Source organism: Altericroceibacterium endophyticum, assembly GCF_009827595.1.
GTDB classification, from domain to species: domain Bacteria; phylum Pseudomonadota; class Alphaproteobacteria; order Sphingomonadales; family Sphingomonadaceae; genus Altericroceibacterium; species Altericroceibacterium endophyticum.
The window spans coordinates 66,995-89,302 of the sequence record NZ_WTYT01000003.1 but is presented as its reverse complement, the minus strand read 5'-3'; the positions used below and the strand labels follow the sequence as shown (position 1 = coordinate 89,302).

At 57.1% G+C, this 22,308-nt stretch carries 21 protein-coding genes and 1 tRNA gene; 5 read left to right on the top strand and 17 right to left on the bottom strand.

Annotation, left to right across the window (positions count from 1 at the left end; all coding sequences use genetic code 11):
• Positions 1-28 precede the first annotated feature (28 nt).
• The 3 genes from GRI91_RS07440 (at position 29) to GRI91_RS07430 (ending at position 5,834) form a co-directional block, all read left to right on the top strand.
• The gene (locus GRI91_RS07440) at positions 29-3,145 is read left to right on the top strand and encodes a TonB-dependent receptor (protein ID WP_160736042.1); all 3,117 of its coding nucleotides are present in this window, start codon (positions 29-31) and stop codon (positions 3,143-3,145) included.
• Positions 3,146-3,240: 95 nt separating this feature from the next.
• Complete coding sequence (locus GRI91_RS07435) at positions 3,241-4,701, top strand: tetratricopeptide repeat-containing sulfotransferase family protein (protein ID WP_160736041.1); 1,461 nt, start codon at positions 3,241-3,243, stop codon at positions 4,699-4,701.
• The gene (locus tag GRI91_RS07430) at positions 4,698-5,834 is read left to right on the top strand and encodes an esterase-like activity of phytase family protein (protein WP_160736040.1); all 1,137 of its coding nucleotides are present in this window, start codon (positions 4,698-4,700) and stop codon (positions 5,832-5,834) included. Before GRI91_RS07435 ends, GRI91_RS07430 begins: the two co-directional genes overlap by 4 nt.
• A gap of 94 nt (positions 5,835-5,928) precedes the next feature.
• On the opposite strand, the gene rpmB is transcribed toward GRI91_RS07430, so the two are convergent.
• A complete protein-coding gene (rpmB, locus tag GRI91_RS07425) occupies positions 5,929-6,216 on the bottom strand; it encodes a 50S ribosomal protein L28 (RefSeq protein WP_160736039.1) in 288 nt (95 codons plus the stop codon).
• A gap of 124 nt (positions 6,217-6,340) precedes the next feature.
• On the opposite strand from rpmB, the gene GRI91_RS07420 reads away from it, so the two are divergent.
• On the top strand, positions 6,341-6,796 hold the full coding sequence (locus GRI91_RS07420; RefSeq protein WP_160736038.1) for a nucleoside deaminase: 456 nt from the start codon (positions 6,341-6,343) through the stop codon (positions 6,794-6,796).
• A gap of 262 nt (positions 6,797-7,058) precedes the next feature.
• On the opposite strand, the gene GRI91_RS07415 is transcribed toward GRI91_RS07420, so the two are convergent.
• The 12 genes from GRI91_RS07415 to GRI91_RS07360 form a co-directional block, all read right to left on the bottom strand.
• Complete coding sequence (locus GRI91_RS07415; RefSeq protein WP_160736037.1) at positions 7,059-7,772, bottom strand: ribonuclease T2 family protein; 714 nt, start codon at positions 7,770-7,772, stop codon at positions 7,059-7,061.
• A gap of 65 nt (positions 7,773-7,837) precedes the next feature.
• Positions 7,838-8,701: a carboxylating nicotinate-nucleotide diphosphorylase gene (gene nadC / locus GRI91_RS07410; protein WP_160736036.1), complete on the bottom strand. Its 864-nt coding sequence runs from the start codon at positions 8,699-8,701 to the stop codon at positions 7,838-7,840.
• 87 nt (positions 8,702-8,788) lie between these two features.
• Positions 8,789-9,586, bottom strand: coding sequence for a LytR/AlgR family response regulator transcription factor (locus tag GRI91_RS07405; protein WP_160736035.1), 798 nt, complete (start codon positions 9,584-9,586; stop codon positions 8,789-8,791).
• 4 nt (positions 9,587-9,590) lie between these two features.
• Entirely contained in the window at positions 9,591-10,784 is a 1,194-nt protein-coding gene (locus GRI91_RS07400) for a sensor histidine kinase (protein WP_160736034.1), read from the bottom strand.
• Between the two features lie 126 nt (positions 10,785-10,910).
• The gene (locus GRI91_RS07395) at positions 10,911-11,633 is read right to left on the bottom strand and encodes a DsbA family protein (protein ID WP_160736033.1); all 723 of its coding nucleotides are present in this window, start codon (positions 11,631-11,633) and stop codon (positions 10,911-10,913) included.
• Positions 11,634-11,644: 11 nt separating this feature from the next.
• Entirely contained in the window at positions 11,645-13,000 is a 1,356-nt protein-coding gene (locus tag GRI91_RS07390; protein WP_202385516.1) for a M48 family metalloprotease, read from the bottom strand.
• An 86-nt stretch (positions 13,001-13,086) separates the two neighbouring features.
• Positions 13,087-14,178 carry a phosphatase domain-containing protein gene (locus GRI91_RS07385; RefSeq protein WP_160736031.1) on the bottom strand — a complete coding sequence of 364 codons (1,092 nt, stop codon included), beginning with the start codon at positions 14,176-14,178 and terminating at the stop codon, positions 13,087-13,089.
• Between the two features lie 48 nt (positions 14,179-14,226).
• Complete coding sequence (locus GRI91_RS07380; protein WP_160736030.1) at positions 14,227-15,069, bottom strand: PAS domain-containing protein; 843 nt, start codon at positions 15,067-15,069, stop codon at positions 14,227-14,229.
• Positions 15,070-15,154: 85 nt separating this feature from the next.
• Positions 15,155-15,637, bottom strand: coding sequence for a DUF2141 domain-containing protein (locus GRI91_RS16270; protein WP_160736029.1), 483 nt, complete (start codon positions 15,635-15,637; stop codon positions 15,155-15,157).
• On the bottom strand, positions 15,604-16,323 hold the full coding sequence (locus GRI91_RS07370; RefSeq protein WP_237437732.1) for a sterol desaturase family protein: 720 nt from the start codon (positions 16,321-16,323) through the stop codon (positions 15,604-15,606). The genes GRI91_RS16270 and GRI91_RS07370 overlap by 34 nt, the downstream gene beginning before the upstream one ends.
• A gap of 105 nt (positions 16,324-16,428) precedes the next feature.
• Positions 16,429-16,941 (bottom strand): MmcB family DNA repair protein, encoded by a 513-nt coding sequence (locus GRI91_RS07365; RefSeq protein WP_419866829.1) that lies wholly within the window; start codon positions 16,939-16,941, stop codon positions 16,429-16,431.
• A 30-nt stretch (positions 16,942-16,971) separates the two neighbouring features.
• A complete protein-coding gene (locus GRI91_RS07360; RefSeq protein WP_160736027.1) occupies positions 16,972-17,394 on the bottom strand; it encodes a hypothetical protein in 423 nt (140 codons plus the stop codon).
• 159 nt (positions 17,395-17,553) lie between these two features.
• Between GRI91_RS07360 and GRI91_RS07355 the strand changes: the two genes are divergently transcribed.
• Positions 17,554-17,630, top strand: a tRNA-Arg gene (locus GRI91_RS07355).
• A 304-nt stretch (positions 17,631-17,934) separates the two neighbouring features.
• Here the strand turns inward: GRI91_RS07355 and GRI91_RS07350 are convergent.
• The 4 genes from GRI91_RS07350 to GRI91_RS07335 form a co-directional block, all read right to left on the bottom strand.
• On the bottom strand, positions 17,935-18,603 hold the full coding sequence (locus tag GRI91_RS07350) for a hypothetical protein (RefSeq protein WP_160736026.1): 669 nt from the start codon (positions 18,601-18,603) through the stop codon (positions 17,935-17,937).
• Between the two features lie 28 nt (positions 18,604-18,631).
• Positions 18,632-19,618: a sterol desaturase family protein gene (locus tag GRI91_RS07345; RefSeq protein ID WP_160736025.1), complete on the bottom strand. Its 987-nt coding sequence runs from the start codon at positions 19,616-19,618 to the stop codon at positions 18,632-18,634.
• Between the two features lie 169 nt (positions 19,619-19,787).
• Positions 19,788-20,708 (bottom strand): response regulator transcription factor, encoded by a 921-nt coding sequence (locus tag GRI91_RS07340; RefSeq protein ID WP_160736024.1) that lies wholly within the window; start codon positions 20,706-20,708, stop codon positions 19,788-19,790.
• A complete protein-coding gene (locus GRI91_RS07335; RefSeq protein ID WP_160736023.1) occupies positions 20,698-22,173 on the bottom strand; it encodes an ATP-binding protein in 1,476 nt (491 codons plus the stop codon). The genes GRI91_RS07340 and GRI91_RS07335 overlap by 11 nt, the downstream gene beginning before the upstream one ends.
• Between the last annotated feature and the right edge of the window lie 135 nt (positions 22,174-22,308).

Genomic DNA, 22,308 nt, shown 5'->3' with positions numbered 1-22,308 from the left:
AAGTGTTTGGGGGATCGCCACAGTTCCGATGGCGATTCAAAATAAAGGGACTGGAACGTTGAAAACACTCCTCAAGAAATCAGCTCTTCGCAGTGCAAGTTGCCTGCAAGCGCTCGCACTGGTCGGCGCCGGCGTCGGCATGGTCGCCGTTGCGGCGCCTGCTGCGGCACAGGATTACACCGCTGGCGCACTGACGGGCACCGTAGTGGACGAAACCGGGAATGCGGTTGCCGGTGCCACTGTCACCATCACATCGCAGGCACAGGGTTTTAACCGTACAGCGACCAGCGGACAGAACGGTAATTTCCGTTTCACCGGTCTTTCCTCTGGTGCCTACAATGTTGAAGTTTCGGCACCGGGTCTCGCCAATTACCGCGCTGAAGGTCTGGCGATCGGATCTTCCCAGACCACCAATCTTAGCGTCACCCTTTCCACGGGCGGCGAAATCGTCGTTACCGGTGCGCAAATCGTCACAGACTTTGAAGGCACAACGACGGGCTTGAACGTCGATCTGGAAGATCTGAGCAGCCGCGTTCCGGTTCAGCGTGACCTTACCTCGGTCATCCTGCTTGCTCCAGGCACCACCATGGGTGACGATGGTTTTACTACCGGCGGGCGCAATGCGCTTGCTTCCATCGGTGGCTCGTCTGTAGCCGAAAACGCTTACTACGTTAACGGCCTCAACGTCACCAACTTCGACAATTATCTTGGTTCGGCGCAGGTGCCATTTGAGTTCCTGAAATCGGTTGAAGTTAAAAGTGGCGGATATTCGGCCGAATTCGGCCGTGCGACTGGTGGTATTGTCAACCAGGTAACCAAATCTGGCTCCAATTCGTTTGAAGCGGGAATGCATCTTAACTGGGAGCCCAAATGGGGGCGCTCGGATGCGAAAGATCTGACCGAATGCGATGAAGCTGGCTGCTACCCGTCGACTTCTCGAGCAACCGACTACACCACCGAATATTCAGCTATCGTAGAAGCCTCCGGGCCTATTATTGAAGACAGGCTGTTTATTTATGGCTTGGCGGAGTTCCGGAATCAGGAATCTCGCCGCGTTTCCGTTCCAGCAAATACCGCTGTTGAACGTAAGAATGACGATCCCTTCTGGGGTCTTAAAATCGACGCCTATCCGATCGATAGTCAGCATCTCGAATTCACGATCTTCGACACGCGAAACACTACGGTCCGTAATGACCGCAGCTTCACGAGCGCCGAGGGTCTTGGTCTTTCCAAATCAACCACAAACTATAGCTACGGCGGTGTAAATTTTGTCGGGAAATATACCGGCAATTTCACTGATTGGCTCACTGTTTCCGCAGCTTATGGACGGATGCGGGATCGTAGTGAGGTCGTCGGCGTGGCAGGGGCTGCGGGTCTTCCTTTTGTGAGGAATGATAGTGGCTCCACTGTTGACGGCGTTTTGCCGGGCGGTTTCTTTAACGATCAGACGATCTCCAGCGCTGAGGTTCCCTACCGCTTGGAACGCGAATTCTATCGCGGTGATGTAGATCTCTATTTCAATGCTTTCGGCGAACATCATATTCGTGCTGGATTTGACGTTGAAAATAACACATTGGAAAAAACGTCGGTTCGCACAGGTGGTGCATTCCTGTTCTCCAATGGTTATTTGAGTGAAGAGGCATATGGCGGGAATGCAGGTGCGCTTTACTTAATTCAGCCGAATGGCCAGGTTCAGGTAAACTACTATAACAGTGGCGGTGTTTTTGACGCTGAGAACAAAGCGTTTTACATCCAGGACGAATGGAGTGTCACTGATCGTCTCACTTTGAATCTGGGCTTGCGCCGCGATGACTTTAAGGTGAATCGTGCCGATGGGGAGCCTCTCGTCATCCAAGACGAAAATTATGCTCCTCGCCTCGGTTTTACTTACGATCTGTTCGACGATAATTCCGGCCGGATTTACGGTTCGTACTCTCAGTATTACTTACCATTTGCCAGCAACACAGCTTTCCGCAACACCGGTTCCGAATTCTACTTCCGTGAACTTTGGACTTATGATGGCTTTGATGCCAACGGTATTCCTCAGCTGGGTCAGCAGGTCACTAACAATGCTACCTATCAAGGGAATTGCCCGGTCGGTCTAACTCCAACGTCGAGCGGAGAAAATTGCCTTGTGACGGGCGATGGCTCGGTTCCGCCGAGTGATTCCACGATTGCCCGTGGCCTTGATGCTACCAAGAGTAGCGAATGGATTATCGGATACGAACAGCGTTTGGGGCAATTCAAGGTTGGTATCAACTACACTCACCGTTCGCTTGATGAGGCCTCTGAAGACGTCGCGGTCGATGCAGCCGTCCTTAACTATTGCGATGAGAATGGCATCGCAGGCTGTGACGATATCTGGACTGGCTTCCATCAATACACCTTTGTCAATCCGGGCGAAGATGCGACATTCAACTTGTACGGCTTGGATGGGCGAGAAGTTACATTTACCGCGGAACAGTTAGGTTATCCGAAGCCGAAGCGTACCTATGATGGCGTCACATTCTCGTTTGACCGGGAATGGGACGGCATCTGGAGTGTCGGTGGTAGCTACACCTGGTCTGAATCCAAGGGTAACTATGAAGGCTTTGTGTCGTCTGACTTCGAACAAGACGACGCCGGGGCGACACAAGACTTCGATCAGCCTGCTCTGACGGAATATGCCTATGGTTATCTCCCGAACCATCGACGTCACCGCTTCAAGCTCTTTGGTGCGGTTTCACCATGGGAAGGTTTGCTGCTTGGGGCAAATGCCTATATTGATTCGCCACGCAAGTTGAGCTGCCTGGGCTGGCATCCGACAGATGCATTCGCGGGTGCGTATGAGGACTCTTCCCACTATTGTGGGGGCGAACCATCCCCACGCGGAACTGCGCAGGAAACCGACTGGGTAAGTCGCTTCGACGTACGTGCAGCCTACACAGTTGAAGCTCCGACCGGACAGATGTTCACGTTCCGTGTCGACGTCTACAATCTACTGAATGCGCAAGCTGTTACGGGCCGTGACGAATTTGGCGATCAGAATGTGGAATACGATGATGATCAGAACATCATCGGTTATGTTCCTAACCCAAGCTATGGATTGGCGACAGGTTACCAGACGCCGCGTTATGTGCGATTCGGTATGGATATCGCCTTCTAAGAAAGGTGGTCACAAATTGAAGAAAGAGGCGGGCAAAGTCCCGCCTCTTTTTTTACGCATTCGCCAATTGCTGTGGCGCTGCTATGTCATGCATCATGATGAAGCAGAGTGCCCCGACACAGCGGCGGATCGCCTTTTTTGTAGACAAACTGAAGCGTAAAGACCGAAAGGGTGTACGCCAGGCCGTGGTTGCCATGGTCGAGGCGGAAGATGCGCTAGGGCGTCAGTGGCAATCGATCGCACAGGCGATGCTCAATGATGGCGAATTCGAACTCGCGCGCCGAGCGGCAGAATTGTTACGCGGACAGCTTGGCGGTGATGAAGCAAGTTTCCTGGCGGCCTCCATCCTTGCAAAAGCGGGCTATCTGGAGCGCGCTGGAGCAATTATCGGTTCCATCCCGATCACCGTGCCAACTATCGCCGAGAATGCCTATTTCAGGGGCACTCTGGCTCTTGATTCCGGAGATCTCGATGCCGCACGGCAACACCTGCGGCGCTGTCTAGCAGAACGACCGGAAACTGGTGAAGCCTGGCTTGCACTTGCCATGGCAGGCGGAGTTTCAGATGCCGAACGCATGCGCTTGGAGCAGATAAGAGCGCGGACTGTTCAGCGAGGGCAGGATCACTCACCAGCGTTGCTGGCAGCTCTGGGGCGCATATATGAACAGAACGAAGATCATGACGCTGCCTTTATAGCCTATCGTGATGCCGGCCGCGCTTTGAGCGAAAAACGGGCGTATGATCCCGAGCGGGATAAGGCGGATGTGCGCAAGCTTATCGCTGACTGGCGAGGGCAGAAGCAGACCGAGACTGCAACGGCAACGCAGGACGCACCAATCTTCGTCACCGGCCTTCCTCGTTCCGGTACCACGCTTGTGGAACAGATTCTGGCCAGTCACCCGGCAGTGGCCGGGGGCGGAGAGATGGAATTGTTGCCGCAAATGGCGCGGATTATGGGTGGCAAGGCGCCCGCCGATATTTCTGCCTTCACGGCGCGCGGGGGATCGCTCGCGCAGGTGGCGGGGGAATATCAGCGCATGGCGCAGGAGCGCTTCGGTGATGGGCGGATCGTTGATAAATCGCTCAGCACGCCGCGCATGGTGGGACTGGCCATCACCCTGTTTCCGCAAGCGCGTTTCATCTGGCTGCGCCGAAATCTGGAAGATTGCGCCTGGTCCGCCTTCCGCAGTCACTTCGCGCGTGGGCTTGCCTGGAGCCAGGATCTCGGCTCCATCGGCACGCATTTTGCCCTGGAAGAAGCGCTCTTCGCCATGTGGAAGGATGTGCTGGGTGAGCGGATGATGGTTGTCGATTATGGCGAGCTGGTTGATCAGCCCGAACGCCTGATACCGGATATTGCAAATCATTGCGGCCTGGATTTCGACCCCGCCATGCTTACCCCGCATCGCACGGAGCGCGTTGTGACCACCACCAGCGCTGCGCAGGTGCGTCAGCCGATCAATCGCAAGGGCCTGCAGGTGGCAAGGCCCTATCGTGATCGGATGGAACCCTTTCATCGCCAGTTTGACGCCGAGATGCAGGCATTATCGGTATGAAGCTGACGGGGCGAGCGCTGATAGCTTGCTTTCCCTTAGTGATGCTGGTGGCGCTTCTGGTGCTGACAGGACAATGGACAGGGGCACCTCTGCCCCTGTCCAAGACACCGCATCGTGTCACGGTCCGTCAGCTGGACGGGGAGCGGGTGTTACAGAGCAGTGGTGACGCGAAGCTGACCCTGGTGGGCCAGTGGGCATTAACCGGCGACGGGCAGGAGTTTGGCGGCTTCTCTGCACTGGTCGTGCCGCACAGGGACAGGCTGATCCTGTTCAGTGACCGTGGCTGGTGGCTGGGGATCGGAACTCCCGACACTACGCTGGAGCCCGTCTGGTGGAATCGCCAACCGAAGCCTGCCGAGATGAAAAGATGGAGCTTCGACACGGAAAGCGCGACTCTCGACCGCGAGAGCGGACAAATCTGGCTTTCCTATGAGATAACCAACACCATCTATCGTTTGCCCATGCTGACTGGCGAGGCGGATGATGCCTTTGCGCAGCCAGCGGCAATGGCAGACTGGCCGTCGAATAGCGGTCCGGAATCGCTCCTCCGCCTGCATGACGGCCGGTTCATTGTGCTGGAAGAAGGCCAGGCCTTATGGGGGATTGCACCGAGCGAAGGACTGCTGTTCCCCAAAGATCCGGTTGAGGCCAGCAAGATGGAAGAGGCCGACCCCAACGAAGCCGAGCGCGTTGGACCAGCCAAACCCTCGCCGAAGGAGGGCGGGCAGGAGGCCGAGCAAGATTTGCCGGTCAGCTTTCGCTTCATCCCCCCGGCCAATTACCGGCCCACGGACATGGCCCTGCTGCCGGATGGCCGGGTTCTGATCCTTTTGCGATCGCTGCATTTGCCGCCGCCGCTTTTCGGCGCGCGGATAGTGGTGGCTGATCCGTCGGCCATCGGGCGGGGCGGAACATGGCCATGGTGTCCGCTGGTGAATTTCGCGGATCAGATCAGGATGGATAATTATGAGGGATTGGCAGTCGCGCCTGCCGCCAAAGGGGAGGCGGTGGATCTATGGATGGTCTCAGACGATAATCGTGCATCGTTTCAGCAGACATTGCTGGTGAAAATACGCCTTACCTTGCCATCCGGTCCACTATGCCGGCTGGATCAAATCGATCCAAAACCATAGCAGATACAGGAAAAGGCGCGCGGACAAGCCACACGCCGTGATTCCCGGTCAGAAAGATGATGTCAGCGGCGCGTTGCAGCGCCGACCGAACCAATCAGGCTGCTGTGGCAGCTTTCTGCAATTCACGCTTCACCTTGACGGCGCGCGCGGACAGCTTGGCATCGGTGGTTTTAAGCAACCAATTGTCCAAACCGCCATTATGTTCAACCGAGCGAAGGCCCTGCGTCGAAACGCGGAACTTGAAGCTGCGGTCGAGCTTGTCGGACAGCAGTGTCACGTTCTGCAAATTCGGCAGAAAAATGCGCTTGGTCTTGTTATTGGCGTGGCTCACATTGTGGCCGGTCTGGCGGCCCTTGCCGGTCAGTTCGCAAATGCGCGACATGGTCTATCTCTCGTAATAAATACAGGCTTTATCGGAAAGGCGCGCGCTTAACGCGCCTCATCCGAATCGTCAAGGTTTCCCTGAGGCATTGCAGGCCGTCATGCAAGGCTTTAGCGCTGGTGACATGTCTCGCTGGCCTCTTCCTGAACCCATGCAACGTGCATTGAAACTGGCGCATCAGGCGGCTTTGGCCGGTGAAGTGCCGATCGCGGCGGTGTTGACGCAGCAGGGACGAATTGTCGCCGAGGCGCATAATAGCCCGCGCCTGTCGCATGATCCAACGGCCCATGCTGAAATCAATGTGATTCGTGCCGCGGCGAGTCAGTTACGCCAGGAAAGGCTTGAGGATTGTGATCTGTGGGTCACGCTGGAGCCATGCGCTATGTGCGCGGGCGCGATTGCCCATGCCCGGATCGCGCGGCTCTATTATGCGGCATCGGACCCAAAGGGCGGTGCGGTGGAGCACGGCGCGCGGGTGTTTGATCAGAAGCAATGCCTCCACGTGCCAGAAATCTATGCCGGTCTGGGCGAGGAAGAGGCGGCCGGATTGCTGCGCAGCTTCTTTGCCCAGCGGCGCTAGGCCGTAAACTCACAAACAGCACCGTCGGGGCGCCCAAATGGCGAACATATCGGGGCAAAGCGCCCGCCGGGAAGGCTGTTTGCCTTTCCAAGGGCGATTTGTTTCGAGAGGGAAGCCATTTGGGCGTCGCAAAGCGATTTGGCCAAAATGGCCCATCGCTGCGTCAAGAAGCCTTGAAATATCGAGATATCCCCATGCCTTCTTTCCTTGCGCTGAGCCATTTTGTCTCAAACCTCGATGGTGCTGTTTGTGAGTTTACGGCCTAGAGCCCGCGCCAGATTTTCGCAGCTTTATCATCAGGCGGGCCGAAGCTTCCGCTATCGCAATGGGTCGGCATGTAATCGAGGCCGTAGCAAAGCCGCATTTCCTCCAGCCATCCCTTTTCGTTCAGCTTGAGCCCGATATGGTCCGGCTCCCAATACGGGTTTGCGGCGGCGAATGTTTGGCGGATCATCCCAGCCGTCAGGCCATCGCGGCGTGAAAGGTGGTCAAAATCTGGCCAGCGCAGGCTGTTCCACAAGATGCGGGTAATCTTGAAATATGTCGCCGGACGCTTGGCCATGCAGCTTCCATGTCTGGCCCATTCATGCGCCAGCAGCCGTACTGATGGGATGACGCACAGGTTTTTGGCGATGTCGTGTGATGTGGGCGCGGCCGGTTTGCGGCAATATTGCGGGTCACCGCGCGGGTTTTGCGGCCATAACCCGTGGACGATAAAGCCGAAGCGCCCGGCCCGGCCCGAACATTGCCGCCAATGCTGTTTGTCATCCTTGCGGAAATGGCAGAATTCCGGCGACCAGCTCAAGGCCAGAACATAGGACGTTGCGGGTACATTCCGCGGCGGTCCTGTCGGCGTGATGTGCGGTGCGGCTGTGGGCACCTGCCCGATGCGGCACTGATAAGCCTGCGCCTGAGCCGATATGGGGGCCAGAGCGATCAGACAGGCGCATGCGGCGAAGAGGGCGAGGCGAAGCATAGGGATTACTCCCAAGCCGCCTCGTCTTGCGCAAGCGGTTTATATCAGGGCTGCAGTTCCAACCATCACAAGGGGGTGAAATCCAGCCCGATATCCGCAGCGGGTGCGCTTTGCGTCAATCGTCCGACCGACACATAATCGACGCCGCTGGCCGCAATCGCGCCAATTGTCTGCAAGGTGACACCGCCTGACGCCTCCGTCCGCGCACGCGAGCCAATCATGGCAACCGCCTCTCGCAGAGTGTCCGGACCCATATTGTCGAGCAATATATGCGTCGCGCCAGCCGATAGTGCCGGTTCGATCTGATCCAGCCGGTCCACTTCGCAGATGATCTGTTGCACCCCGGCGTCACGTGCGCGGCGCACGGCTTCACCAACGGAGCCGGCCACCAGAATGTGATTATCCTTGATCATCGCGGCATCCCACAGACCCATGCGATGGTTCTGCGCACCGCCCATCCGGGTGGCGTATTTTTCCAGCAGGCGAAGCCCCGGAATAGTCTTGCGCGTATCGAGCAGCACGGCGCTGGCAGATCCGATTGCCGCGACATAATCATGGGTCATGCTGGCAATACCGGCGAGATGCTGCACGCTGTTGAGAGCGCTGCGTTCGGCAGTCAGCAAGGCGCGCGCATTTCCGGTAAGCCGCATCAGCGCCGTACCGGGGGTAACCGACGCACCTTCATCAACCAGAATCTCAATCTCCATCGCCGGGTCGAGATGGTGAAAAAAGGCCGCAGCCAGCGGCAGGCCGGCGATGACGGCTTCATCCCGGCTATCCATAATGCCCGCAAAGCGTGCATCGGCAGGGATGACATTTTCCGCCGTCACGTCGCGGCCGCCGCCGGGCCACCCCTCGCCGAGATCTTCGGCCAGGGTGGCGCGCACAAATTGCTGCGTATCAAACCCGTGGAGCGACCAGTCCTGCATATCTTTCCTTCCTGTCAGAGACAGCGCCTCTGCCGGAGGAGGACGCGATCCGTCAACGCTGGCATCCCATTTCCAGGAACGCGCTTATCAATGGACGAAGCGTGCCACCACATCGCGGTACGACCGGCTGACTTTCACTTCTGCACCGGATTCCAGCACCAGGAAGCATTCGCCATTCGTGTGTGGGCGCACCTGACGCACCTGATTGAGATTGACGATGGTGGAACGGTGCACACGCTGGAAGATACGCGGGTCGAGCCGCCGCTCGAGATCCTTCATCGTTTCACGCAGGATCAGCGAATTGTCGCCCGTATAGATGCACATATAGTCGCCGGCAGCTTCAATATGCTCGATCGTATCGATATCCACGCGGAAGATCTGCCCGCGATCCTTGATGTTGATCAGCTTCTCGTAACGGCCGGAACTGGCTTCCTCTTCGTCACCGAGATTATCCATCGCATCGGGGGCGACTTCTGCCAGAACATCCTTCAGCTTAACCGCTTCTTCGGCGGAGCGCTTTTCTGAAATCCGTTGCCGCACGCGTTCAAGCGTGTCGGCCAGCTTGTCTTCATCGACCGGCTTCATCAAATAATTGACGGCATTCGCTTCAAAGGCGCGAATGGCATGTTCCTGAAATGCGGTGACGAAGACAAAGAGCGGGGGATCGAGTTCCATCACGCCCTTCACAACCGAGAATCCGTCAAAGCCGGGCATCTGGATGTCCAGAAATACAAGGTCCGGCTTTTCGGTCTTGATCATGCGGATGGCCTCGCGCCCATTGGCGCAAGTGCCGATGATCTCGACATCGGAACAGGATTCCAGCCGCAGCTGGAGGCCCTGAATAGCCAGTTTCTCGTCATCGACGATGATCGTTCGAATGGTCATATATTTATCCCAAAGCCTGTGTTTCAGGCATGGTTTCAACTGTCGAGGCGGCGGCAGGTTTCGCGTTGGGCTTTTTAATGCCCGCCTGCTCCGCTTCTTCGAATGGAATTTCCACGATCACAGTAAAGCCACCCTCGGGCGGCGACTGGATCTCAAAACGATGGTCACTGCCATAAGCCTGAACAAGCCGATCCCTGATATTTGTAAGACCCACATGGGTAGACACGGATTTGTCATCTCCCTTTCTGGTTCGGGCCCAGTTCGGCTCATGAGCGCTGTTTTGCAATCCCGGCCCGGTGTCGGAAACGGTCATGCGAAGCCTGCGCCCGATGAGCTGCGCGGTCAGTCTGATCCGCGCGCCTTCCTCTTGGGTGGAGACGGCATATTTGATGGCATTTTCGACCAGAGGCTGAAGCAAAAGCGAGGGTAGGCATGCATTTGCCGCTTGCGGATCGATCCTGAAATCGGTGCGCAGACGTTCTTCAAAACGCATGCGTTCTATGTCGAGATAAAGTTTGAGCGTTTTGACTTCCTGCTCGACCGTTACCTTACCGGCTGGTTCCGTGATCAGGGTGTGACGCAGGAAACTCGATAGCCGCGTCAGCATCGCATTGGCCGGCTCCGTCTGTTTCAGCAGCACCAGCGTTGAAATCGAATTGAGCGTGTTGAACAGGAAATGGGGGTTGAGCTGATAGCGCAGCATGGCGAGCTGCGCGGCGGTTGCCTGCGCCTCGAGCCGCTCCAGCCGGTCCGATTGTTCTTCCACCTGGAGGAAGAAATTGATCGCATAATAGAGCCCCGACCACGCGCCGAGCAGCATCATGTCGATATAGAATACGCCCAGCACCAATTGCGCGAAGCTGGCCTCGCTGCCGGATTGGTAAAGGCTGATCGTCCAGGCGTTGATGATGGCCGAAACACCCACCGCGACCGGCAGCACCAGCGTGGTAACGCCCCAGGTCAACAAGGGCCGGCATCGAATAAGCCGGCCATAGATTACCGAAAGTATCAGGCTGATAGAGAAGCCGGTGATCGTCGCGATCAGCACCAGAACCAGAAAGGACAGGGGCTTTTCATTGACGATGCTGGTCATCGCCCGCAGCAGCATCGCGCCGCCCCAGCCGAAAAACTGCAGCCGCCAGAACGCGCGATTCTTGTTGCGGAAAAACGGAGAGGGACTGATGGGCAAAACGGCCATATAGCGGCTTTTAGCGGAATTTCTGCTTAATCGTGAGCATTTTTCGACCGGCACCACCGCTGCTGGCACGTTTTGGGCACAGCGCGTCCCGCCGGTTGCCCTTCACCAGTTCCGGGCTCAGTTTCGTTAACTGTTCTCTTGGCTGGCGGCGATCGCCTCAGCCAGCTTTTCCTTGCCTTGTGCACCCGAGAGAACCTGATCACCCACGACCCAGCTGGGCGTTCCCTGGAAGCCGAGCGAACTGGCCATTTCGATATTGGCCTGCAGGCGCTGATCATATTGACCATTCGCCATATCCTGACTGGCCTGATCAAAATCTATTCCGGCCTCGCGGGCCGCGGCGGCGATGGTTTTTTCATTGGGCGAGCCCATGGCGAACATGGCGTCGTGGAATGCGGCAAATTTACCCTGTTCGGCCGCGGCCAATGCCATCCGTGCAGCGGCGGCACTCTCCGGGGAAAGAATTGGCATTTCGTGAATCACGACGCGCAAATCCGGATTCTCCGCGATCACGGCTTTCACATCATCGACACTCTTGCGGCAATAACCGCAGGCATAATCGGTGAATTCAACGAGCGTGACCGTACCATCTGGGTTGCCCAGCACGGCACCAGGAAAGGGCGTTTCCAGTTTGGTCCGCATGGGATCAAGCTGGGCCTGCTGTTCGCTGCTCCGGAGCACTTCCATCGCTTCGGGCAGTATTTCCGGATGGGCCAAAAGATAGTCACGCATGGCGTCATCGGCAAATCCGGTACGGTCATACAATGCTGCACCGCCAAAACCGGCCAGGGCCGAAACGAATGCGATCAGCAGCCAGCAAGACGGCGCAGAGGAGGTATCTCGTTTCATAGCCTTTGACGCTACTTCCGCTTTGAGCGTTGTTCAAGCTCCGCGCGTGCCTGCATTGCAATATCTTGCGCCCTCAACCAATCGGGTGAGCCTGTCGGCAACCCCTGCTCGGCGACTTCCGCGCTTTGCAGCGCCTGCGCCGGGCGATTGCTCATGATCTGTTGTTCGGCGCTTGCGAGCCGTGCGCGGGGCATATCTCCCTCGCTCGCATAGACAATGCCCAGCTGATACCATGCAAAGGGATTTTCCCGGTCGCGTGCCACTGCGGCGCGCAGCACTTGTTCGGCTTCGCTGAAATTGGCCCGGTCCTCGGTCGCGATCAGCGCGTGACCGAAAGTGGAGGCAATCAACGGAGTATTACCCGTGAGATGGGTCGCCTCACGCAGCGGGGCGAGTGCTTCTTTCGGACGGCCCGATTCCAGCAGCACCTGACCCTCCAGTTCCAGAAAATAAGGATCATCAGGATTTTTTTGCAGCAGCGCCTTGGTTTCAGCCAGCGCCTTATCGATCTGAGCATCCTTGTGATACGCATAGGCGCGCGCATAACGGGCGGGAACACTGTCCATATATTCGGGATAGCTGCGCAAGGTGGCGGAAGGTTCGGCCAGATAACCGTAAAGCTTGGCCTTGATCCGTTCAAAGCGGCGCTGCAAATCCGGATCGGGCGCGGTATTCCATGCCGGATCCTTTTCGTAATCCTGGCGCAGCCGGGTTATCCGATCGCCCGATAGCGGGTGTGTCCGCGCGAAACCGGCCTCGTCGTTCTGGCTATAGCCATAACGGAATTCCCGGTTCTGCAATTTCTTGAAGAATTCCAGCGATCCTTTGCCCGTAATATGGGCCTTGGACAGATATTCTGCGCCCGCGGCATCGGCGCTGGCCTCCTGCGTCCGGCTGAAGGCGAGGAAGGACCCCATTGCCGCCTGTTGCCCCATCATCATCATGCCCATGCCCGCTTCGCCGGATCCGGCCAGTGCGGCCGCTGCGCCCAGCAGCATGGAAAGGATGGTGATGTTGCTGGCTTTGCTGATCCCGTCGCGCGTGCTGATGATATGACCGCCCATGATGTGGCCCAGCTCATGGGCCATCACGCCCTGCACCTGATTGGCGCTATCGGCTGCATTGATCAGCCCGCTATGAATATAGATCCGCTGTCCGCCCGCGACGAAGGCATTGATTGAAGGATCGTTGATCAAGACGATTTCCACCGCGCCGGGCTGTAAACCTGCGGCTTCTGCCAGCGGATCGATCATGTCCTGAAACAGGGCTTCACTCTCAGCATCGCGGAGAATGGACTGCGCAGTGGCGGGTGTCGCAGCGAGCGACAGGGCGGCCATGAAGGCAATGATTCTGGCGAAAATACGCATGCTGCCCAAGACTAAGCCCTTTTGGGGTGAACAGGCAATGAAGCTGAAACGCCGCCAGCTATTTCCCGGCGCAGCGCGAGCCAGTCTTACTCCTCATGTTCGACAGCGCGAATTATCTGTTCTGTCTCGCCACCCGGCGTAAATCCGGCGGCATTCAGGAATTGCTGACCGACGGAATAGTCCTTCGCGAGCCAAAGCGGAACGCTGGCCGCCTGGATGATGGATTTCGCAGCATGTTCCTGAGGCGAAAGCTGGTCAGGGGCGAGCGTGCGGATAAAAACCGCGGCGATGCGGCCCGGATTTTGCTCCACCACTTCGGCATAGGCTGGCAGGTCGGCCTGTGTGTCATCACCGATCAGGGCAAAGCGTATGCCGGGATACATGTCGCAAATCTTGTGAATTGCGTCTCTTTTATGCGCGCCATGGCTGGATTTGCCGAATGTGGAGCGATTGAAGCCCCAATCGCGCAGAAGCAACGGTCCGAGCGGAAGCCCCTTGGCTCGCATGAAGGCAATCAGATAGGAATACAGATTCCAGGGGGAGGAAGAGATGTAGAAAAAGGGGCGCCGCGTTGCGGGGATTTTCTCCGAGGGTTCATATTTGTTCGCCGGGAACAATTTGCCGCCACTCAGCGAGTGATAGAAATCATCGGCACCAGGGGCGGCAATGCGTTCGCAAGGCATTTCAGCCAGCAACCTGCGCCAATTGCGTAGTACGGACCTCACGCCCCCGGTTACGCCCGTTTCAATAATCGTATCGTCAATATCCGAAATCACGCCCAGACGATTGCTGCGTCCGGGGGACAAAACATGGCCCTCCACACATTGCGGGCCATTCTTGTTGGTCCAGTGAAGGGTCACCACTTCCCACACAGGTGCAGGCGGAAGATCCCATTCGGGAATCAAGGCCACATCAAAAGTGACGAAACCTTCCCGATCGGTTTTTCCGTTATATTTGACGCATTTCCCGTCAGGCAGTGACAGTTCGAGCGTAACAGAGAGATTTTCCACTTCGTGAGAGATGAACTGCGACAGCATCAGGCGCAGGTTTTTGACCATGCCCCCTTTTTCGAACAGCGGCACAGAAGCACGCAACGCGCGCGCTGAAAGCACGAGACGGGTGTCATTCCGATAGCCGATATAAGGTTGAACGCGCGTTGGCGGCCGGTTGAATATCATTATTCTTGTTCTGTCACAGAACCAGACCGAACTTGCTTATTGCAGCAGCTAGTTGCTGGTAAGTTTGCATGCGGCCTGTCGTAAAAGGACCTTGTCCTCAGGTATCTCACCTAGAAACTCGATATTGTTGTCGGTGCCGCGCCGCATCATCGCCAACGAAAATTCCGCACCGATAGAGGACATAGATGATAGTGGCTGGCTTTCCATCGCTCGCAACTGGTCGAACATCGCATCTTCATCCAGCCCGTCGTATTTCCATGGCGCATCGGCCCATTCCGTACAGGGCGCCAGCGCCCGGCGCGGTATGGGCTGGGCGGCTTGCTCTTGCGTAGCGCGGCCCGCCACCATGGTTCCTGCTGGCGCTTCTTTCCAGCTGATTACGCCGTACAGATAATCGATCGAATCCTCTTTATCGGCAAAGGGCAGCAGGATTCCGCGATAGAGGATGGATTTACCCGCTTCATTGGTGAATTCGGCGGCGAAACCGACCGGTGCGTGATTGTCGACTATTTGCAGGCAATGCGCTGTCAGGTGGCTGAGTAGGGATTTTTCGGGAATATCGGCCACGGAATGGAGATCATCAGGCGTCAGACCGCATTCGGCGCACAATTTTTGCCCGACGCGCCAGATTGCCGGATTATCCATACCTGCACGCAGGTCGAGCAATATCGATATATCGTCCCAATCCGCCAGCCGGCCATGGTCCAGTGCAGAGATATGCGGCACCGGAGCATCGGTCAGCAAATCAACCCAGAGATTATACGCGCGAATCTGCAGCCGTTTTTCATCTTCGCCAGCGAAGGAAATTGTCGTTCCATTGTTCGGCCGGCCACCGCCGTGAGTATCTGCCGAATTGTCATCTTCGGCATAGTCGCTTAGCTGACTATCCATCACATGCTCCCTTTGACGCACTGCAGTGCACCATTATGCACGACCATGGTAAATCAAACGTAAACGACGCACGGGGCCTTTGAACTTATAAGATATACCGTGTTTTTATGGTTTGTTTTACGGGCGTTTTCCCCACGGTGAAGGCGGCTTCTTCGAATTTGGGCGGGCCCATTTTAATCTTGGCGTCCTGGGAAAAACCAAAACCTTCCCGCGGAATCACCAGCATTCGGTCCATTTTTCCATTGGAATTTTCATCATGCAGCAAAGCCACGGCGTAACGGCCAGCTTTTACCTTGGTGAATTGCAGTTTTACGTCTCCGCTGGCCGAAACCGTCATGCGATAGGCGTCCTCGCTTTTGCCGGGACAATCCGGGAATTCATCCGGATGGGACGTCATGCAGGCCTGAACCAGTCCATCATGTGAGCGAAGGCCCGTTACAATAATGGTCACCTGCGTGTTGGAGAGGCTATCTGTTCCGGTTTGACCGGGCTGCGGTGCAGCGCCGATCAGGCAGACTCCGGCAAGGGTAGATATCAGGCTTCGGACAAGCCACGATCGGTTTTGCATAAATGATCCCAGAAACGGAAATATAGTCCGTAATTACAACGGTAATTGTCGTGGTGACGCTGGTGATGGCTGGCGGTAATCAGCCAGTGGCCCAAGCGGGAATGCACCAGAGCGCGGGGGAAGATTTCCCACCCCATGTGATTGGTAACGCCCATGATTGTCATGATGGCCAAAACCATACCCAGCATCGCGATATGGATGGGGATGATGAACAGCAGCGCCGGAATTATGACGGCGCCGGTCACGGCCTCCACCGGGTGAAAACTCATCGCGGCCCAGGCCGTGGGCGGGCGGCTGGCATGGTGAACGGCATGCGCGACACGGAAAACACGCGGCCAGTGCATCCAGCGATGTGTCCAGTAAAACCACGTGTCATGGAGGAAGAGATAGGCGAATAGCGATAGCGGCAAATACCATAATGGGTATTCGCCCCAATCGCTGTAGATCCGGGTCCAGCCACGTTCCTGCCATCCCCAGGCAACGACGCCAGCGGGCACGCCATAAATCAGTGCGGATATCAGCGACCAATATATCTCGCGCCGGATCTGCGGGCCCAGATTGCGATAATGGCCCGGGCGCACCCGCGCCGTGGCCCAGGCAAATATTCCGCTCGCCACAATATAGCGTGTGCCCACAATCAGGCTCATCGCGAGGGAGGAAAGCAAAATAGCCCAGAAAGTAACCATGGCCGGGCTTATGCCTGCTGTCAGTGGGTAGCGGCAAGGCGCAAGCGTGCCCGCTGCGATAAAAACCCGTCTGTTTGCGCCCGAATGCCTGTTTTATGCGACTTTTTAGTCGAGACGCTGGCCCCAGATGCTGCATTCCGGATCATTGGCGACCAATTGCCGGCGCAAAGCGGTGCGGGCAAGCCGTTCCAGTTCGGCCCGGCGGCGTGCGGGCGGCAGCGACTGGCTGGGCGCGGGACGGGTTATCTCCGCATCATAGCCGTCCGCCACGATAACTCCGCAGCATGACGGCTGATATTCGGGAAGTTCCAATGGCGCCCGGTCAAGCTCGGGCGGAACGCCCCAATAAAACCGATCGCAAAAATCGAGATAATCCGGCCATTTCGTATCGCCCAGCAAATCACCGCGGGCGGTCTTGATTTCCACGATCACGATCCGCCCCTTGGCATCGACGCCCATCAAATCCGCCCTTCGCCCATTGCGCAATGGCATCTCGGGTAGGCACCACACATCATTGCGGGCGAACAGGCGGCAGATTCCACGTGCGACAGCCAGGGCATTACGCGTGTCGGGCAGGGTCGGGGACAATGATTCGCTCATCAAGCGAATAAGGAACATAATAAGAACAAGGTCAAGCCGTAATGGTACTTATAAGGCTCGGATCGGTTCGCCTTCCGGTGACTTCATGCTCGATTGTTCGGGGATCAGCGCCAGTATCGCGCGGCGCCCGGTTACAAATTCATTCCACAGAGCGCGTGCTGCCGGAGTGGGATTCCCGCCGCACCGAATCACGCCGAGCAAGGCCTCGATCCCCGCTTCCATAACGACACGCAGATCTTCAATCGCACGTTCAGCCAGTTCGCGCCGCCAGCGGCCCGTTTCGGCGATTCGTGTGGGAAAATCATAGGAGTCGATCAACAGCGATTTGCCCGGCAGATCCGCCATTGCGGCAACGACTTCCGCACTGTCCTGCAAAGCTGCCCATTTCAGAGCTGCAGGATAGACGTTGACCTGCCCGGGAACGGCCAGATCATCGGCAATATCGCGAAAAGACTCGGAAAGGGCGTTCATAACACGCAAACTAGTATCATTAAGGTTGACAAAAGATTAGCAAAATTTACCTGAATCAGGCGAGCACAACCGTCTGAAGATGATAAAATCAGCTGCTTTTTGCTCCGGCAGCGCTTTTGGCTTGGCGCAGAGCCAAGCTATTGCTAACCGGCACCCAGCGCACCCGTAGCTCAGCTGGATAGAGCGCTGCCCTCCGAAGGCAGAGGCCACAGGTTCGAATCCTGTCGGGTGCACCATTATCTTCTCATGTTTTATTATTCTGTGCGCAGTGCCATGGGAAAGATCGCGTCCCGGGTTCGGGCCATATTGCATTGCGGACTTACAGCCCTAGCAGAACGCCAAGCGCCAGATTCTATCCCGATCACAGGTGATCAGGACGATATGCGCTGTTGGCGTGTCTGGATCTTTCGCGCGGGGCGAGAAGCGGCAGTACGGGCTTAGCGGGATCGTCCGCCAGCAAGGCGCCACAACGACGTCTTAAAAACGCGTAGCCTCAAGTGGCTGGCAGCAAATTGCGGCCATGGCGCGTTTTAAGATCGATCATCCCGCGGAAGACGGGGCGGTGGGCGTCTGGCTTGTCCGCGCAGGACTGGTATCAAGACCTGCCAGGCGGCGTTTGAAGAGCCGTTTGACGAGCTTGGCTTCAAGAATGCGGCCCACAGCATAGAGCACGCAGAAAATGCCGGCGAAGACATAGGCTGGCGTCGGCGAGGGGCCGCTATTGCCTTCTCCCTCCTCGTCATCGGTCGGTGCCTCAATTTCAGGGGCGGGAGCGCCGAGAAATTTGTCTATCGCATTTTGCGGCAGATCGATGGTTTCATCGGCTTCATCAGGCTTTTCGCTGTCCTGGCTGACTTCGTGACTTGCCTGATATTCGCCGATTAAAATATTCATCTGCGCAAAGGCGAGGAAAAACAACGGGGCCAGAAAGCAGAACAGGAAGGCCCGGCTGACCATATTATAACGGAGCTGGTTACCGCTCGCAGCCTGTTCAATGTAGAGTTCACCGCGATCATAGACAGACATTCTGTCCTGCGCCGGCTGTCCTTTCTTGTCGAACGTCAGCCGGTTGCGGTTGCGTTGATAATTGGTGCCCCGTTCATGGAACAGCGGTTCGAGCCGGTCCATGGCTTCTTCAGGAGATTGTCCGGCGGGCAGCTCCACGCTGTCACGCACATGCCAGATCCAGTCGATATAATGTTTGCTCACATGATCACCATAATATCGGGTTTAACAATCACTCTGCGGGGACGGCGGGCGCCGGATTCCGGCGGAACCGTTCCTTGAGCGACTTCCAGCCTTCCGTGAAAGGATAGACCATGGTTTCTCGGATCGGCATGGGACGTCCGCCTTCCATGCCGAGCAGTTCGGCTTCCCCGTCGACACAGGTGCCGAACATCCGGTCGATGATGATCCAGGTGGCGGAATAATTGCTGCGGCTGGCTTCAAAATCCTGCGAGTGATGGACGCTGTGATGTTCGGTCGTGTTGAACACATAGCGCCACCAGTTTGGCGTGTTGAAGCGCACATTGATATGTTGATAGATTGACACGGCCAGACCCAGTGAACCGGCGAGCAAAGCCGCACGGGGCAGGAAGTCGAAAAACCCGCCAATACCCAGACCGATCAGGAACAGCTCGATCGGATTGCCGACGGCCCCCTTATTGATGTTCAGCTGCGTGATGTAATGATGCGGCGCATGGGTCAGCCACAAGGGGTGCCAATTATGCATCCCGCGATGCATCCAATATTGCCCGAAATCGAAAATGAATGAGATCAGGAAAGCTTGCAAAAGCAGGGGCAGGCCCAGGAACCAGACGAATTTGTCCCATTCAAAGGCGCCTTGAACGGCCCCAGTCATGAAGTCGCTGCCGATATAGCTGCCGATCAGCCGGACCACAGTGTAGCCCATGCCGACATAGAAAAGGTCGACCGCGAATTCTTTCCAGGTGAGCCGCCAGCTGGTGAAGCGCGGGCTTACCCATTCGAGACCTAGCAACAGGATCTTGAAGGCGATGCCCAGCGTGATGGCGGTGGTTGCCGTGGCGATGGAATTAGGGGCGTAATACCAGAAGCCGATCAGCGCGACGAGCATAACCGGCTGGAACCAGGTGAAGACAAATTGCTTCACCGGTCCGCCTTCGACTTTGGGGACGTTTTCCCAGCCGATCGTAACCGGAGCTTCCGCCCCGATAATCCGTTTGCCTACGCGAACTCCGTTCATATGCCCACCCAACTCACATTACGTGTGAAATTCGATCAGCCGCGCTTTTGTGGGCGGCCATAGCGAGTAAAGCGGATGGTAAGTCAGTCAGCAGCGCTCTGGTAAGTGTCCAAACGACGTAGTTTTGCACGAAACCGCCTGTAAAAGTGGCATTTTTACTTTTGCGAAATCATTCCGCAATGACCCGCACAGCCAATGCGGCGGCGGCGGCGCGTGTTTCCACGCCCAGTTTGGCAAATATCTGCTGTAAATGCTTGTTCACTGTTCGCGGGCTGATGCCCAGAATCTCGCTGATCGTGCGATTGGGTTTGCCATAACTGATCCAGAGCAGGACTTCGGCCTCTCGCTGGGTGAGCCCGATCTGTGTTTGCAGCAGAGCCACATCAGCTTCTTCCCGAATTTCTCGTATCCGGAACAGCGTTTCTTCTGGTCGCTCGCTTCTGACGGGCACCAATTCCACTTCACTATTGCCGATTTCAATGCGGGTGGCGCTTCCGGGACGGGGTGCCTCGGCCATCAGGCGCCGCGCGACATCGAGCAGTGGCGCGGGCAGGTGCTGTGCATTTGTACCCCGGTCAGGGTCGATCTGGTTCAGCAATTCGTCTGCCTGCGGGGTGCACCACAGCAGCGCACCGTCTGGATCAAGCGCCACAATCCTGCGGCCGGCACCGTCGAGAGCTATGCGGGAGCGATGCGATATGCGCGCATTGGTCAGATGCACTCGTATACGGGCCAGCATTTCCTCGATCACGATGGGTTTGCGAATATAGTCGACACCACCCGATTCCAGCGCTGCAACCGCGTGTTCCGCGTCGGTCAGTCCGGTCATGAAAATCACCGGGACATGAGCCAGATCGGGGTCGCGCTTTATCTGACGTGTCGTTTCAAACCCGGTCATACCGGGCATGACCGCATCCATCAGGATCAGATCGGGTCGGACATGGGACAGCAGTTCAATCGCGGCCTGTCCACTGGTGGCGACGAGCGCGCCCATACCGCCATGTTCCAGCGTATCGACGATGAAGCGGAGCGAATCGGGTTGATCATCGACCACCAGAATCCGGTCTTTGACCTGTGCTTCATCCGGCATCGCGCAGCGCCCCCTTTGCCAAAGTGACGAGGCCCTGAAGATCGAAGCAATCAAGACAATTGCGCATGTCGTCAATCAGCGGAACCGACCCGCTCTGTAGTCTGGCGATCGCATCGATCTCATTTTCGATTCCACGGACATCGCCCATGCGGACCAGTCGCTCAATCTCGTTCAGATGGGGACGCGCCTCGGCCCACGGCGGCGGGCCGTGTGGGGGAGACGCTTTTGTAGCGGCTTCGCTATCATCCTCGATCTTCGTCCACTGGAGGCGCAATTGCGCGGATATCACGTCCAGTAGAACGCTGAATTCGAATGGTTTGGCGACGAACATATCATTTCCGGCTGCGTCATCGGCGCGCCGTTCATGTGCATCGGCGGAAAGCATGACGATGCGCAGGTCCGAACCATGGATATCCCGCAATCCCCGAGCGGTTTCCCAGCCAGAGCGGCCGGGCATCGTAATGTCGAGAAAGATCAGATCGGGCAGGTCGCGCGCTGCCTGCGCAATGGCGCTGTCACCATCGCTGACTTCACAGATTTCAAAGCCCAGCGGTTCCAGCAAACTGCGGAGCATGGCGCGCTGTGCCGGGTCGTCATCCACCACCATGATCCGGCGCCGGGGGCCGACATATCCGCTGACCGTGGCTGCCGGCGTTCTGTCGGCCGGCTGTGTCATGGGTTGCGACAGCATCAGGCGGACAGAGAAACATGTCCCCTTCCCGGGGCTGCTCTGCACGGATATTTCGCCGCCCATGATGCTGACCAGCGCCTGCGTGATCGACAGGCCCAGCCCGACGCCGGCGGCACCATTGGCCGCACCTTCAGCGCCCTGTTCAAACGGATCAAAAATACGTTCAAGATCGTCTGCGGCGATGCCGATCCCGCTATCGTCTATCTCGAAAGTGGCCAGTTCGCTGCGATAATGGACGCGCAGCGTGACATGACCCTGTGCGGTAAACTTCACGGCATTGGCGATCAGATTGATCAGCACCTGACGCAGCCGTTTCTGGTCGCCGCGCACGAATTCGGGCAGATTGTCCGGCCTCTCAAGATGAAACTGCAGACCTCGGGCGCGGGCCTGCGGCTCAAACATGTCCACCATCTGACTCAGCAGTGCGGGAAAGCGGATGACATCGCGGCTGAGCCGCAAGATCCCGCTTTCAACCTGCGAAAGATCAAGCAAACCTTCGACCAGATTGGTGAGATGTTCGGAACTGCGCCGGATAATCTTTGCCGCATGCACGGCATCGCGCCCATCCTGCCGCTCCAGCAGCTGGGCGTAGCCATAGATGGAATTGAGCGGCGAGCGGATTTCGTGGCTCACATTGGCGAGAAAGCGGCTTTTCGCTTCATTCGCGGCTTCAGCGGCGGCTTTTTCATGCGTCAGTTTTGCCTGCGCGGCCTCAAGCTCGGCAATCCGAGCCTTCAGGGCCGCAATAGACTCGCTGGCGCGCGCGCTGTTCATCCGACTTCCCGATCAGGTGCGGCAGAGTGCGCCGAAAGCGGGTGCTCCACGCATCCCGGTCGGGGACTGAATACAAGCCGCTTCACATTTCGTAATCCGCTTGTCCAATTTCCGACCGAGGTCATTTCATCCCCC

Bases quoted from the DNA above. Each gene is read 5' to 3' on its own strand.
- GRI91_RS07380 (WP_160736030.1), bottom strand. From the start codon at position 15,069: ATGGATAGTCAGCTAAGCGACTATGCCGAAGATGACAATTCGGCAGAT.
- GRI91_RS07365 (WP_419866829.1), bottom strand. From the start codon at position 16,941: ATGTTCCTTATTCGCTTGATGAGCGAATCATTGTCCCCGACCCTGCCC.
- GRI91_RS07420 (WP_160736038.1), top strand. From the start codon at position 6,341: ATGTCTCGCTGGCCTCTTCCTGAACCCATGCAACGTGCATTGAAACTG.
- GRI91_RS07415 (WP_160736037.1), bottom strand. From the start codon at position 7,772: ATGCTTCGCCTCGCCCTCTTCGCCGCATGCGCCTGTCTGATCGCTCTG.
- GRI91_RS07430 (WP_160736040.1), top strand. From the start codon at position 4,698: ATGAAGCTGACGGGGCGAGCGCTGATAGCTTGCTTTCCCTTAGTGATG.
- GRI91_RS07400 (WP_160736034.1), bottom strand. From the start codon at position 10,784: ATGGCCGTTTTGCCCATCAGTCCCTCTCCGTTTTTCCGCAACAAGAAT.
- rpmB (WP_160736039.1), bottom strand. From the start codon at position 6,216: ATGTCGCGCATTTGCGAACTGACCGGCAAGGGCCGCCAGACCGGCCAC.
- GRI91_RS07360 (WP_160736027.1), bottom strand. From the start codon at position 17,394: ATGAACGCCCTTTCCGAGTCTTTTCGCGATATTGCCGATGATCTGGCC.
- GRI91_RS07335 (WP_160736023.1), bottom strand. From the start codon at position 22,173: ATGAACAGCGCGCGCGCCAGCGAGTCTATTGCGGCCCTGAAGGCTCGG.
- GRI91_RS07385 (WP_160736031.1), bottom strand. From the start codon at position 14,178: ATGATATTCAACCGGCCGCCAACGCGCGTTCAACCTTATATCGGCTAT.
- GRI91_RS07440 (WP_160736042.1), top strand. From the start codon at position 29: ATGGCGATTCAAAATAAAGGGACTGGAACGTTGAAAACACTCCTCAAG.
- GRI91_RS07345 (WP_160736025.1), bottom strand. From the start codon at position 19,618: ATGAACGGAGTTCGCGTAGGCAAACGGATTATCGGGGCGGAAGCTCCG.
- GRI91_RS16270 (WP_160736029.1), bottom strand. From the start codon at position 15,637: ATGCAAAACCGATCGTGGCTTGTCCGAAGCCTGATATCTACCCTTGCC.
- nadC (WP_160736036.1), bottom strand. From the start codon at position 8,701: ATGCAGGACTGGTCGCTCCACGGGTTTGATACGCAGCAATTTGTGCGC.
- GRI91_RS07340 (WP_160736024.1), bottom strand. From the start codon at position 20,708: ATGCCGGATGAAGCACAGGTCAAAGACCGGATTCTGGTGGTCGATGAT.
- GRI91_RS07395 (WP_160736033.1), bottom strand. From the start codon at position 11,633: ATGAAACGAGATACCTCCTCTGCGCCGTCTTGCTGGCTGCTGATCGCA.
- GRI91_RS07390 (WP_202385516.1), bottom strand. From the start codon at position 13,000: ATGCGTATTTTCGCCAGAATCATTGCCTTCATGGCCGCCCTGTCGCTC.
- GRI91_RS07435 (WP_160736041.1), top strand. From the start codon at position 3,241: ATGATGAAGCAGAGTGCCCCGACACAGCGGCGGATCGCCTTTTTTGTA.
- GRI91_RS07370 (WP_237437732.1), bottom strand. From the start codon at position 16,323: ATGGTTACTTTCTGGGCTATTTTGCTTTCCTCCCTCGCGATGAGCCTG.
- GRI91_RS07405 (WP_160736035.1), bottom strand. From the start codon at position 9,586: ATGACCATTCGAACGATCATCGTCGATGACGAGAAACTGGCTATTCAG.